Here is a 13,714-nt window from a genome sequence, read left to right as displayed (position 1 = left end):
GAGGAGAGAGAAATGGAGAAACAATATTTAACCGTTACAGCATTAACACGCTATATAAAAACAAAAATAGAATATGACCCGCATTTACAGTCTGTTTGGTTAAAAGGTGAAATTTCCAACTTTAAAAATCATAGTCGTGGTCACATGTATTTTACATTGAAAGACGAAAATGCCAGAATCGCAGCGGTTATGTTTGCGGGTCATAATCGTAATATTAAATTCAGACCTGAAAATGGGATGAAGGTACTTGTAAAAGGGAAAATCTCTGTTTACGAGGCGAGTGGTTCTTATCAAATTTATATTCAAGACATGCAACCTGACGGAGTCGGAAATTTGCATTTGGCTTACGAACAATTAAAAGTTCGTTTAGAGGAAGAAGGATTGTTTTCTCAAGTTTATAAAAAAATAATCCCTCCTTATGCTAAAACAATAGGGGTAATTACGTCGCCAACAGGAGCTGCGATTCGTGATATCATAACAACGATTAAACGTCGTTATCCAATTGGGAATGTTATTGTATTTCCAGTACTTGTACAGGGGGAGTCAGCAGCTCCCTCGATTGTACAAGCGATTCGTACAGCGAATGAAATGGGAGATATAGATGTATTAATTGTTGGACGCGGGGGAGGTTCTATTGAGGAATTATGGGCTTTCAATGAGGAAGTGGTTGCAAGAGCAATCTTTAAGAGCGAAATTCCTATTATTTCAGCAGTAGGGCATGAAACAGATTTTACAATCGCAGATTTTGTTGCCGATTTACGTGCACCAACACCGACTGCAGCAGCTGAACTAGCAGCACCGAACGTTATAGAGTTACAAGAAAAGGTATTACAAAGAACTCTAAGATTGCAAAGAGCAATGAGAGAGTTAGTACATAAAAAAGAAGAAAAATTACAAGTATTGCAAAAATCTTATGCATTCCGTTATCCAAGACAAGTATATGAACAAAAGGAAGAGCAATTAGATAGAGCGTTAGAACAGCTTGTTTTAGCGAAAGAGCGCTACATTGATAAAAAGGTGAATCAGTTAAAACAGCTTTCATTTTATTTAGAGAAGCACCACCCGTCTCAAAAAATTATACAAACAAAGGTAGCGATTGAAACGTTGCAAAAGCAATTACAACGTGAAATGCAAACATTACTTCAAACGAAAGAATTTGCCTTTGTAAGAGCTGCTCAAAAACTGGAAGCATTAAGTCCGCTTAAAGTAATGATGAGAGGGTACGGGCTTGTATATGATGAAGAGAAGCAAGTGTTAAAAAGTGTGAAAGATGTCAGCCTTGGAGATGCTGTTTCAGTTCAATTACAAGATGGAATACTAGATTGTAGCGTATCAGGCATAGAGGAGCGTGAATTGAATAATGGAAAATAAAGTGAGTTTTGAAGAGGCAATTTCGCAACTTGAGCATCTCGTATCTAAGCTAGAGCAAGGTGATGTACCTTTAGAAGAAGCGATTTCTTATTTTAAAGAGGGTATGGAATTATCTAAGCTTTGCGATGAGAAGTTGAAGAACGTACAAGAACAAATGGCAGTTATTCTTGGAGAAGATGGAGAGCTTGAACCGTTTACTGCTTTAGGAGATGAAGCATAGTGACAATCGCTTTTGATACTTTTTTGAAAGAAAGTAAAACTTTTGTAGAAGAGAAGCTTGTAAGCTATGCAAATGAATTACAATGTCCAAATGTACTTCGGGAAGCGATGGCATATTCTTTGGAAGCGGGTGGAAAACGTCTCCGCCCGTTACTTTTATTTGCAACATTACAAGCGTTTGGGAAAGAAAGAAATCTTGGAGTAGGTGCAGCTTGTGCTCTTGAAATGATACATACATACTCGTTAGTTCATGATGATTTACCTTGTATGGATGATGATGATTTAAGAAGAGGAAAGCCCACGAATCATAAAGTATTTGGTGAAGCAATGGCAGTTTTAGCAGGAGATGGTTTGTTGACGTATGCTTTTCAAATTGTTATGGCATATGAGCAAAAAGAAATCTCTGCTGAAAAAAAAGTAAGACTTGTACTTGAGCTTGCAAAAGCAGCTGGGCCGGAAGGAATGGTTGGCGGACAAGTGGCGGATATGGAAGCTGAAGGGAAACAACTTACGATTGATGAGTTAGAGTATATTCATAAGCATAAGACCGGGAAACTACTTGAATTCGCTGTACTTGCAGGAGCGATACTTTCTAATGCTACAAAAGAGCAGGAAGAAAAGTTACTTGAGTTTGCAAAAAATATTGGCCTAGCTTTCCAAATTCGAGATGATATTTTAGATGTAGAAGGAACCGAAGAAGAGATTGGAAAACCGATTGGTAGTGATGTTTCCAACGAAAAGAGCACATATACGACGTTATTTACTGTAGATAGAGCAAAGAATATTTTAGAAGAAACAATTGCAAAAGCAAAAGATGCGATTAGCTCCTTGCAATTACAAGATGAATATTTACTATCTATTTGCGATTTGATTGCAAAACGTAATAACTAATATAACAGCGTTTTCATTTGTTGAGTCATTCATCATTTTATGATATAAATGTAGGAAAAGGTTTTTCTTTTCTTGTTATTGGCAAAAATATATGTAGATTACATTGCCGTTATCACTTCGTGTTAGCGGCTATTTTTTTCAACGCATAAAGAAATATGGTTTATAATAGGATTAGGGCACAATAGACTGGTTGATAGCAGGGTAAGATAAAGGATAGAAAAGAAAATTTCTTGTGTTGTGTAAATGTTTTTTATAATATTTGACATGTTGACAGATTATGAAATGAAAGTGAGTGATCCATGTGGATCTAACGCAAATTCAAAACCCTAGTTTTTTGAAAGATATGTCTATCAGTGAACTAGAGGGATTGAGTGAGGATATTCGTAAATTTTTAATTGAAGAGCTCTCTCAAACAGGTGGACATATTGCACCTAACTTAGGTGTAGTAGAACTCACAATTGCTCTGCATAAATTATTTGATAGTCCGAAAGATAAATTTTTATGGGATGTAGGACATCAATCCTATGTACATAAAATTTTAACAGGACGTGCGAAGGAATTCGGTACATTAAGGCAATATCAAGGTCTATGTGGTTTTCCAAAACGTTGTGAGAGTGAGCACGATGTATGGGAAACAGGTCATAGCTCGACATCACTATCTGCTGCAATGGGAATGGCTTTAGCACGTGATTTAAAGAAAACGAAAGAATATGTTATACCAATCATTGGAGATGGTGCTTTAACAGGTGGAATGGCCTTAGAGGCATTGAACCATATTGGGCATGAAAAAACAGACATGATTGTTATTTTGAATGACAATGAAATGTCAATTGCACCAAACGTTGGTGCGCTTCATAATGTACTTGGTCGTTTACGTACCGCAGGAAAATACCATTGGGTAAAAGATGAACTAGAGTATATATTGAAAAAAATCCCAGCAGTCGGTGGAAAAGTGGCTGCAACAGCAGAGAAAATAAAAGATAGTCTTAAATATTTACTAGTATCAGGCGTCTTTTTCGAAGAGTTAGGCTTTACATATTTAGGTCCAGTCGATGGGCACGATTATGAAAAGTTATTCGAAACGTTGCAATATGCAAAGAAAACAAAAGGTCCAGTACTTGTTCATGTGATTACGAAAAAAGGAAAAGGTTATAAACCAGCTGAGAGTGACGTAATTGGAACTTGGCATGGAACAGGCCCGTATAAAATTGAGTCAGGTGACTTCGTTAAACCGAAGGAAGTTGCACCAGCATGGAGTGCTGTTGTTAGTGAAACAGTACTTAAGTTGGCGAGAGAAGATGAGCGTATTGTTGCAATTACGCCTGCAATGCCTGTTGGATCGAAACTTGAGAAATTCCAAAAGGAATTCCCGAATCGTATGATCGATGTAGGTATTGCAGAACAGCATGCTACAACAATGGCAGCAGGTATGGCAACGCAAGGGATGAAACCATTCTTAGCAATTTATTCAACGTTTTTACAAAGAGCATATGACCAAGTTGTTCATGATATATGTCGTCAAAATTTAAATGTTTTCATCGGAATAGATCGCTCTGGATTAGTAGGAGCAGACGGTGAAACACATCAAGGTGTATTTGATATCTCGTTTTTACGTCATTTACCGAATATGGTAATAATGATGCCAAAAGATGAAAATGAAGGGCAACATTTAGTGTATACGGCGATGCAATACGAAGATGGACCAATCGCTTTACGTTATGCACGTGGTAATGGCCTTGGCGTTCATATGGACGAAGAATTAAAGGCAATTCCAATCGGCACATGGGAAACGTTAAAAGAAGGTACGCAGGCAGCTATTTTAACATTTGGTACGACAATTCCAATGGCAATGGAAGCAGCAGAGCGTCTTGAAAAGGCTGGAGTTTCAGTGAAAGTAGTGAACGCTCGCTTTATTAAACCAATGGATGAAGCGTATTTACATGATCTCTTAGGAAAAAATATACCGATTTTAACGATTGAAGAAGCTTGTTTAATCGGTGGTTTTGGAACTGGAGTAGTTGAATTTGCATCTGAGAACGGATACCATAGTGCATTAATTGAAAGAATGGGTATTCCAGATCGTTTCATAGAGCACGGTAGTGTAACAAAATTATTAGAAGAAATTGGTTTAACGACAGATGCTGTTGTAGACCGTATTCATACAATGATTCCATCAAAACAAAAAAGGGCGTAACAAATGAGTGCAAAAAAAGAAAGAGTAGATGTACTATTAGTAGAGCGAGGGCTTATAGAAACACGTGAGAAAGCGAAACGTGCTATTATGGCTGGACTCGTATATGCGAATGAGATGAGACTCGATAAGCCAGGAGAGAAGATCCCACAAGATACAGAGATTACGGTAAAGGGACAAGTTATGCCGTATGTAAGCCGTGGTGGTTATAAACTTGAAAAGGCACTGGAGACATTTCATCTAGATTTACAAGATAAAGTTATGATAGATATTGGTTCATCAACTGGTGGCTTTACAGATTGTGCGCTTCAAAATGGAGCGAAACTATCTTATGCATTAGATGTAGGATATAATCAATTGGCGTGGAAATTGCGTCAAGATGAGCGTGTTGTCGTAATGGAACGTACAAATTTCCGTTACGTGACACCAGCAGACTTAGAGCGTGGTTTACCACAATTTGCTAGTATAGATGTTTCATTTATATCATTAAAACTAATACTGCCAGTTTTAAAAACAATGCTTATGCTTAACGGTGATGTAGCAGCGTTAATTAAACCGCAGTTTGAAGCTGGAAGAGAGCAAGTTGGGAAAAAAGGCATTGTTCGTGATAGAAAAGTGCATGAAGCTGTCGTAGAAATGATTGTCGATTTTGCTTTAAAAGAAGGCTATGATGTAGAAGGGTTAACATTCTCACCGATTACGGGTGGAGACGGTAATATTGAATTCTTAATTCATTTAAAATGGCATGGTGAACGTGATGAGAGTGGCAAAAATCATTCTCCAATTTCTATTGAGCAAGTTGTTACAGAAGCGCATGACGTTCTAAAACAAAAAGGAAAAGGGGAATAACATATGTTGTTCCTCTTTTTGCTGTAATTGTATAATGATTGTAAAAACAATTGTGTACAAGTAACGAATTATAAGTTAACATAAATAAGTGAAGTATACCAATGTTTAAACTATGGTAAGAGATAGTGTGAGGTGCAAATGTATGAATAAAGGTCAGCGCCATATTAAAATCAGGGAAATTATTGCGAACAAAGAAATCGAAACACAAGATGAATTAGTTGATATTTTACGTAATGAGGGATTTAATGTAACGCAAGCAACAGTATCGCGCGATATTAAAGAACTGCACTTAGTGAAGGTGCCATTACATGATGGTCGCTATAAATATAGCTTGCCAGCAGATCAACGGTTTAACCCGTTACAAAAATTAAAACGAAATCTAGTGGATTCATTTGTAAAATTAGACACGGCAGGACATATGCTTGTGCTAAAAACATTGCCTGGTAACGCTCATTCACTTGGAGCACTTATTGATCATTTAGAGTGGGATGAGATCATCGGAACCATCTGTGGTGATGATACTTGCTTAATTATTTGCCGTACACCTGAGGATACAGGTGTTGTCTCTGATCGTTTCTTAAATATGTTGTAACAAAAAAATCTTGTTTGCTTTCCTCTGTAAAGTGGAAAGTGAACAGGATTTTTTTAGCGGTTAAAAATGTGAATTTTTAATTGTAATATAATATTTTGTTTGAATAAAATTAGAAAATAGGTGGATTGACCCGTAAAACGAATGTTTGGTACAATGGAGCGGGTTAGAAGAGTACATACAAACATATAGTATGACTATTTGAATAAAGAACTGAGAAAAGCCCTTAGTAGGGGATTAGTTTATAACGAGGTGAATGGGGCATTGTTATCGGAATTATCGATTAGAAACTTTGCTATTATTGAGGCATTAAATATTTCTTTTCAAAAAGGTTTAACAGTTTTAAGTGGTGAAACAGGAGCTGGAAAATCGATTATTATTGATGCGATTAGTTTACTTGTAGGTGGCCGTGGTTCAGCGGAATTTGTTCGATACGGAACAGAAAAAGCTGAGATAGAAGGGTTATTTTATGTGGAAGACGATAAGCATCCATGTATTGAAAAGGCAGAAGAGTTAGATATAGAAATAGAAGACGGCATGATTATTTTGAAGCGTGATATTGCTGCAAACGGAAAGAGTGTATGTCGTGTAAATGGGAAACTTGTCACCCTTAGTATATTAAAAGAGATTGGCAAAACGCTTGTTGATATTCATGGACAGCACGAAACGCAAGACTTAATGAATGAAGAGCGACATCTGTTTATGCTCGATCATTTTGATGGGGAGCGTATTGTTAAACAGTTGGATATATATCAAAATGTATACGCTGACTATGAGAAATTAAAAAAACAATTGAAATCGTTAAGTGAAAATGAACAACAAATGGCACATCGCTTAGATTTAATTCAATTTCAGCATGAAGAAATCCGTAAGGCTGATTTAAAGATGGATGAAGAAAATGAATTAACTGAGGAACGATTGCAAATTTCTAATTTTGAAAAGATTTATAAAGCGTTAGGTGATGCATATCGTTCGTTAAGTGCTGACGGACAAGGATTAGATAATGTAAGAAGTGCAATGGGACAAATGGAGAGTATTACACATTTAGATGAAGTATATCAAGAAAATCATGATTCAATTGCAAATAGCTATTACTTATTAGAAGAAGTTGCGTATCAACTTAGAGAAAATCTCGATATGATGGAATATGATCCGAATCGTCTAGATGAAATTGAAACACGTTTAAATGAAATTCGTATGCTAAAGAGAAAATATGGAAATAATGTAGAAGAGATTTTAGCGTATGCTGATAAAATTGAGCAAGAAATTTTTACGATTGAAAATAAAGACGTTCATATTGAAACGACGAAGAAGCAGTTAAAGGAATTAGAAAGTGTTATTCTGAAAGAAGCAACGTTGTTAAGTAATATGCGTCATGAACTTGCAGAGCATCTTACAAATGCTATTCATCAAGAATTAAAAGAACTATATATGGAAAAAACGAAATTTGAAGTGAGAATCATGAAGAGAGAAGGAAATGCAGAAGAACCTCTTGTGGAAGGCGCACCGGTGCGCCTTACGGCGGACGGCTATGATCACGTGGAGTTTTATATTTCAACGAATCCCGGTGAACCGTTAAAACCACTTTCAAAGGTCGCTTCTGGTGGAGAGTTATCTCGTATTATTTTAGCTTTAAAAAGTATTTTTTCTAAACATCAAGGTATTGCATCTGTTATTTTTGATGAAGTGGATACTGGTGTGAGTGGTCGAGTTGCACAGGCTATTGCGGAAAAAATTTATCGTGTATCAGTAAACTCACAAGTGCTTTGTATTACGCACTTACCTCAAGTAGCTTCAATGGCGGATTCGCATTTATTTATTCGAAAACAGGTAGCGAATGATCGGACAATTACATCAGTTACCGTTTTAACTATGGAGGATAAAGTAACAGAAATAGCTCGAATGATTTCTGGTGTGGAAATTACAGATTTAACGACAGAACATGCGAAAGAGTTACTTACGCAAGCGCATCATTTTAAACAGACAGCAGAGGCTATCCAGTAATGGATAGCTTTTTTTCTCAAATGAAGATTTCTTAATTCTTCCGGTTATAAATAAAGCACTGCAAGGAGAGATTAAAAAGTGAAGCCAAGAGGCTGAATGTGGGGTAGGAGCGAGGAGAGTGAACAAATTGAAATTAGAAAGATTTCGAAAAATAATAGGTCTTTGTCTCCTTGTTTCTTTAGTTTTTATTGGATGTTTTAAGCCGCTTCGGACGTTTATTTCATCCCCGAAGCAACTTGTTGTTTTTGAAGGACAACAATCAGAAATAGCTTCATTACCAGTTTTTAAAGCTTCATCTACAAATAGCCATGTATTTACAGTGAGTTCGAATGAACAAAAACAAGGACTTATGGTAAATTCGCATCAAAATGGTGAAGCGGACATGGTGTTCCAAATCGCTGGTTTTCCAGTAAAAAAAGTAAATGTGAAAGTATTAAAAGATTTTAAAGTTATTCCAGGTGGACAATCAATTGGTGTGAAATTAAACACAAAAGGTGTACTTGTTGTAGGCCATCATTTAATTCAAACTGAAAAAGGTAAAATATCTCCTGGTGAAACAGCTGGTGTGCAAATTGGAGATATGATTACTGAAATTAATGGTAAAACAATTGAAAGAATGAGTGATGTCGCACCATTTATTCATAGTAGTGGTGAAACAGGTGAACCACTTAACCTTGTTTTGTTAAGAGATGGAAAATACATTCGCACGAAATTAACACCACAAAAAGACAGTGGGGAATCGTCTTATCGTATTGGCTTATATATTCGTGATTCGGCAGCTGGAATCGGAACAATGACATTTGTTCATCCAGATTCTATGAAATACGGAGCACTGGGTCATGTCATTTCTGATAATGATACGAAAAAGCCGATTCAAGTTGAAGATGGACAAATTATGCGTTCGACAGTTACATCGATTGAAAGAGGTAGTCATGGGAATCCAGGAGAGAAGTTAGCAAGGTTCTCACCAGATCGTGAAGTGATTGGCAATATTACAATAAATAGTCCGTATGGTATTTTTGGAAAATTAAATACAAATATGACAAACGGCGTAATGGATAAAGCAATGCCTATCGCATTATCTCATCAAGTAAAAGAAGGACCGGCAAAAATATTAACAGTTATTGATCAAGATAAAGTAGAAGCATTTGATATTGAAGTTGTTAGTACGGTACCGCAAAAATTTCCAGCTACAAAAGGTATGGTAATAAAAGTAACAGATAAGCGTTTATTAGCAAAAACAGGTGGTATCGTACAAGGGATGAGTGGAAGTCCAATTGTACAAAACGGGAAAGTAATCGGAGCCGTTACACATGTATTTGTCAATGATCCAACATCAGGGTACGGTGTTCATATTGAATGGATGTTACATGAGGCTGGAATTAATATTTATGATCAAGAAAAAAAAGCGAGCTAATTTATTCATTAGCTCGCTTTTCTATTGAAAAATTCGTTGAAATTTTGTAAAAGCTCCGCAAGAGATGTTTTTTGTTGTAAAATATAAGCAAAGGGTTGAACGTTTCGTTGTATTTCTATGATGGAATGTGTTGCGAAAGGGAATAAATGAACGATAAACATATTTTTTTGTGATTTTATCGGAAAGTAACAAACTTTAAAAGGGAATTTTCACACAATTGTCGAACAATTCATGTAGCCTAGAAGGATACACATGTCGGAGAATCGATTCGGTAAGGGAGGAAAAGCTGTGGAGAAAATTAAAGTATGTCTTGTGGATGATAATAAAGAATTAGTATCAATGCTAGAGAGTTATGTAGCTGCTCAAGATGATATGGAAGTAATCGGTACTGCTTATAATGGTCAAGAGTGTTTAAACTTATTAACAGATAAGCAGCCTGATGTACTCGTTTTAGACATTATTATGCCACATTTAGATGGTTTAGCTGTACTAGAGAAAATGCGACATATTGAAAGGTTAAGACAGCCTAGCGTAATTATGTTAACAGCATTTGGACAAGAAGATGTGACGAAAAAAGCAGTTGACCTAGGTGCTTCATATTTCATATTAAAACCATTTGATATGGAGAATTTAACTAGTCATATTCGTCAAGTGAGTGGCAAGGCAAATGCTACTATTAAACGTCCATTACCATCTTTCCGATCAGCAACAACAATAGATGGAAAACCGAAAAACTTAGATGCAAGTATTACGAGTATTATTCATGAAATTGGTGTACCTGCTCATATTAAAGGGTACATGTACTTACGAGAAGCGATTTCTATGGTGTACAATGATATCGAATTACTAGGGTCTATTACGAAAGTATTATATCCAGATATTGCAAAGAAATATAATACAACAGCGAGCCGTGTCGAGCGTGCAATCCGTCACGCGATTGAAGTAGCGTGGAGCCGTGGAAATATTGATTCTATTTCGTCCTTATTTGGTTATACAGTATCCATGTCAAAAGCAAAACCTACGAATTCTGAGTTTATCGCAATGGTTGCGGATAAGTTGAGACTTGAACATAAGGCTTCGTAAACGCTGTATTATCAAGATGTTAAGGGTATTTCATAACAACATTTAATAACCAACGAATTACGTATGTAAGCAATAAAGTACATAGGTAATTGGCGGTTAATTTAAAAACCTTCTATTTATTGGATTGAAATTTTGATTCCAATAGTTAGGAGGTTTTTTTGTTGTATGAATAATTTTCAGATGAATGTTGAGAACTTTTTACTTCATTGCGATTCAAAGCATCTAAGTAGGAAAACAATTCGGTCATATGACCAAACGTTGAAGTTATTTGCTTCATATTTAGAAAGAGAATTAAAGATTACAGATGTTGATAAGGTAAAACCCCTTCATATTCGGACGTATATTAAATATTTAAGGGAACGTGGTAAATAAAGAAGCGTTTGAAGAAATAGCAGCGGAATTAAAGTTCTTTAAAAATAGCGAAAAGGTTTACAAAAACTATGAAAAAGAAGTTGCTAAAATTGAAGAACAGAAGGCACAGCTTGAAACTGAATTAACATAATTAATGACTGAACAGGTAAAGCTTGTTAAGGAATTAGAATTATTTAAAGGTGATGTTTCACAAGTCGTGTACCTACGTAGGGAAATGAAAAATACTGTGGAAGAAATTGAAATTGTACAGCAAGTTCTAAAAGAAGTAGAGGAACGCTTTTCTGAATTGAAAGTAAAATACTTCCCTGAATTTGAAGAAGCTATGAAAAAAGATAATGCTGAAATACAGAAGATTGATTTTACACCCTTTGTCAATAATGTGCTTTGCGAAATGCTAGAAAGCGTGTCAATTGTAGGGAAAGAATTTGCTAAACAAAAAGTAGAAGCAGATAAGTTTAGACAAGCTACATGGGACGAAGCTGTAAATCGAAAATATATCAACCGTCCTAATATGATTAACAGCACATATAATTACACTTCTATGCGTTACGATTTTCCTTCTTATCCATCTCAAGTTTTAGCTAATGATACGCTTAGAGAATTAGAAAGATTAACTTCTGGTATGTCAACATTCATAAACAAAGATAATTAGTATAAAGTACTGTAATCTCACTTTAATTAGAAGGGATTGCAGTATTTTTTATATAGATTTGTAATATTAGCCCATTAGAAGGCATTTGACAGAACTTCTGAGATTAGGTTAACAAGTAGGTGAAATAGCACAGCTTGCCTGTGTGATAAATTGTGAATGCTGAAAATCTTTTTTTGAGGTGGTGATAGCTGTCCAGCCCTTGTTACATATACGTTTGTGGGTATTTTTTGTCCCGTATGGCTTAGTAGGAAACCACAAGTATTATCCCTTGTAGTTCCTGAAGAGAATTTAAAGACCAGTTATGAAATAGAACTAGGAAACTCCTTTTTGCTCTCTGTATTCTTTTAGTCGTCTTTTAAATGTGGCTAAACTACACCCCGCAAATTCCGCCCCTTCAGGCTGGGCCATTTTCCCCTTTTCTACTTGGTGGATAGCATGTAATAAAGCACCCTAACACCCCCACGCAGTTGCTAAATAAATAATCTGCATAATTACCTTGTACTATACCGCCGTTTGTGTAGTAGGTATGTAAAAAGGTGTACCTTATATACCAAGCCCACCTAAAGTACCATCTAGCACAGCAGCAGTACCACACTATTCCCAGTCACTATACTGCAATCACACTATGTAGGGGACAAGGGCATAGCGAGGATAATGGGCAAGGCAGGTGTGCAGTACGCATAGGTATAGTTACACAGTAATACATACAAATACATACATAGTACAAGACAATATACAAACATGTAATAAGTAAATATGAAGTCAGACCGAAGCCGCTATTTGAAGGTGTTAGTTGGGTTAGAGTGAACGGTAGGTAATTCATATATTCTTTATTTTGAAGGAAGGGGTGCAAGGGGGAAGTCACCTTAATATATACCTCATCTGATGTCTGAAACAAATATGCACCATTTTTCTAAACTTGGGTAAGGGTATAACAAGAATTTCATCTTTGTAAATAGCTATTCTCTTTAAAAAAATTTTGCGACGGGACTGAAAACCTCGGACTGGTAAGCAGTTTATATATTGGATATAATAAAATTATTACTACTTCTTTTAGTGGGGGCATTTGTCACCTCCTACCGCTAAATATAACAAGTGCTAGCGGTATAGTGGAAAGACGTATAGCAAAGGTCAAATTGCTGTACGTCTCTTTTTATGTCGTCTTAGCAATCTTTTCTAAATGGTAGAGGTTTTGGGAAAGTAATTACTTCTTTAGCTAGGAGATTTTCATCTTACTACCATTAAATTAAAAACAGCACTAGGAGTATAATGAACGGAAAGTTGTAAGGAAAAAGCATATGCCTTTTTATAGCATATTGAAAAATTGAATAAAGCATTAGAAAAAAGTAAATGAGTTTAAAAGAAAAATATATAAAGGGATAATTATGTGAAATGGAAGGTGGGGGTTATAACAATGATAAATAAAATTATAGTTACTTTAATACAGGAAAGGGTAGCTGACACATTCGGCTACCCAGTATACAGGCTTGATAATGCAGAATTGTTAAATAAGGAAGTATTCACGGAACTACTATATGAAATGGAATACAAAGACCATTCCTTTTTTATGGACGATATAATAGTAGAAGCAGCAAAGGTAGGTATGACGGCTGAAGAAGTCCTATATACTCTTACAGAAGTGTGTAATGCTTATAAGGATATAATAGACATACTTGAACATGCCCCTGAACTACATAAGCAAAAGTTAATAGATACGTTCTATAGTTATATTAATGACGGGCTACAAACGGAAACGAAGGCACTTATAAATTAAGGGCACCTTAACGGGTGTCTTTTTATTATTACTTAAACTGGCCGTTTCTTTAAATAAGTTTAATATACTTCAATTATCTTTATTAAACTTTAATTGCCTTTCCTTGTTGTATAAGTGAAATGCGTAACCTACTTTATTTGTATTTAATTTTAAAGCGGGTGCTTTATTAAGCTTTATTTATGAAGTGCAGTTATGTAGTGAAAATAAAGTGATTTAAAGAAATTTAAACCTATATAAAGTTAATTAAATTGAAATATAGAATATGGAACAATAAAAAAAAGCCATACAAGTAGTATGACTTT

The 13,714-nt window shown here is 35.6% G+C and carries 13 protein-coding genes and 1 pseudogene; 13 read left to right on the top strand and 1 reads right to left on the bottom strand.

The window, feature by feature from the left end:
• The first annotated feature begins 12 nt into the window (after positions 1-12).
• From xseA to JDS95_RS05395, 12 genes are all read left to right on the top strand, one after another.
• Positions 13-1,371, top strand: coding sequence for an exodeoxyribonuclease VII large subunit (gene xseA, locus JDS95_RS05450; protein ID WP_000415264.1), 1,359 nt, complete (start codon positions 13-15; stop codon positions 1,369-1,371).
• Positions 1,361-1,591, top strand: coding sequence for an exodeoxyribonuclease VII small subunit (xseB, locus tag JDS95_RS05445; protein WP_000428977.1), 231 nt, complete (start codon positions 1,361-1,363; stop codon positions 1,589-1,591). The genes xseA and xseB overlap by 11 nt, the downstream gene beginning before the upstream one ends.
• Complete coding sequence (ispA, locus tag JDS95_RS05440) at positions 1,591-2,481, top strand: (2E,6E)-farnesyl diphosphate synthase (RefSeq protein ID WP_000150368.1); 891 nt, start codon at positions 1,591-1,593, stop codon at positions 2,479-2,481. The genes xseB and ispA overlap by 1 nt, the downstream gene beginning before the upstream one ends.
• A 301-nt stretch (positions 2,482-2,782) precedes the next feature.
• Positions 2,783-4,675, top strand: coding sequence for a 1-deoxy-D-xylulose-5-phosphate synthase (dxs, locus tag JDS95_RS05435; protein WP_000366442.1), 1,893 nt, complete (start codon positions 2,783-2,785; stop codon positions 4,673-4,675).
• A gap of 3 nt (positions 4,676-4,678) precedes the next feature.
• Positions 4,679-5,521, top strand: coding sequence for a TlyA family RNA methyltransferase (locus JDS95_RS05430; RefSeq protein ID WP_001274740.1), 843 nt, complete (start codon positions 4,679-4,681; stop codon positions 5,519-5,521).
• 142 nt (positions 5,522-5,663) lie between these two features.
• A complete protein-coding gene (argR, locus tag JDS95_RS05425) occupies positions 5,664-6,113 on the top strand; it encodes an arginine repressor ArgR (RefSeq protein WP_001032581.1) in 450 nt (149 codons plus the stop codon).
• Between the two features lie 261 nt (positions 6,114-6,374).
• Complete coding sequence (gene recN, locus JDS95_RS05420) at positions 6,375-8,114, top strand: DNA repair protein RecN (protein WP_000947736.1); 1,740 nt, start codon at positions 6,375-6,377, stop codon at positions 8,112-8,114.
• A 118-nt stretch (positions 8,115-8,232) separates the two neighbouring features.
• Positions 8,233-9,531, top strand: a complete 1,299-nt coding sequence (gene spoIVB / locus JDS95_RS05415; protein WP_002048975.1) for a SpoIVB peptidase — start codon at positions 8,233-8,235, stop codon at positions 9,529-9,531.
• A gap of 288 nt (positions 9,532-9,819) precedes the next feature.
• Complete coding sequence (spo0A, locus tag JDS95_RS05410; protein ID WP_000411416.1) at positions 9,820-10,614, top strand: sporulation transcription factor Spo0A; 795 nt, start codon at positions 9,820-9,822, stop codon at positions 10,612-10,614.
• A gap of 165 nt (positions 10,615-10,779) precedes the next feature.
• Complete coding sequence (locus tag JDS95_RS05405) at positions 10,780-10,986, top strand: site-specific integrase (RefSeq protein ID WP_085450664.1); 207 nt, start codon at positions 10,780-10,782, stop codon at positions 10,984-10,986.
• Positions 10,976-11,116, top strand: coding sequence for a hypothetical protein (locus JDS95_RS05400; protein WP_176220233.1), 141 nt, complete (start codon positions 10,976-10,978; stop codon positions 11,114-11,116). Before JDS95_RS05405 ends, JDS95_RS05400 begins: the two co-directional genes overlap by 11 nt.
• Before the next feature lie 96 nt (positions 11,117-11,212).
• Positions 11,213-11,638 carry a hypothetical protein gene (locus tag JDS95_RS05395; RefSeq protein ID WP_144467022.1) on the top strand — a complete coding sequence of 142 codons (426 nt, stop codon included), beginning with the start codon at positions 11,213-11,215 and terminating at the stop codon, positions 11,636-11,638.
• Positions 11,639-11,950: 312 nt separating this feature from the next.
• On the opposite strand, the pseudogene JDS95_RS31050 reads toward JDS95_RS05395, so the two are convergent.
• Positions 11,951-12,088, bottom strand: a pseudogene (locus tag JDS95_RS31050) (recombinase family protein); the annotation flags it as partial.
• Between the two features lie 964 nt (positions 12,089-13,052).
• Here JDS95_RS31050 and JDS95_RS05390 point away from each other — a divergent pair.
• On the top strand, positions 13,053-13,412 hold the full coding sequence (locus JDS95_RS05390) for a hypothetical protein (RefSeq protein ID WP_085450662.1): 360 nt from the start codon (positions 13,053-13,055) through the stop codon (positions 13,410-13,412).
• The last annotated feature ends 302 nt before the right edge of the window (positions 13,413-13,714 follow it).

The sequence above is a fragment of the Bacillus cereus group sp. N24 genome (genome assembly GCF_016483345.1).
Taxonomy (GTDB): Bacteria; Bacillota; Bacilli; order Bacillales; family Bacillaceae_G; genus Bacillus_A; species Bacillus_A toyonensis.
The sequence above is the reverse complement of the archived record's forward strand: the minus strand, read 5'-3'. Positions and strand labels throughout refer to the sequence as shown.

Excerpts from the sequence above, each read along its gene's own strand:
- xseA (WP_000415264.1), top strand. The coding sequence starts at position 13 with ATGGAGAAACAATATTTAACCGTTACAGCATTAACACGCTATATAAAA.
- xseB (WP_000428977.1), top strand. The coding sequence starts at position 1,361 with ATGGAAAATAAAGTGAGTTTTGAAGAGGCAATTTCGCAACTTGAGCAT.
- JDS95_RS05430 (WP_001274740.1), top strand. The coding sequence starts at position 4,679 with ATGAGTGCAAAAAAAGAAAGAGTAGATGTACTATTAGTAGAGCGAGGG.
- argR (WP_001032581.1), top strand. The coding sequence starts at position 5,664 with ATGAATAAAGGTCAGCGCCATATTAAAATCAGGGAAATTATTGCGAAC.
- JDS95_RS05405 (WP_085450664.1), top strand. The coding sequence starts at position 10,780 with ATGAATAATTTTCAGATGAATGTTGAGAACTTTTTACTTCATTGCGAT.
- JDS95_RS05390 (WP_085450662.1), top strand. The coding sequence starts at position 13,053 with ATGATAAATAAAATTATAGTTACTTTAATACAGGAAAGGGTAGCTGAC.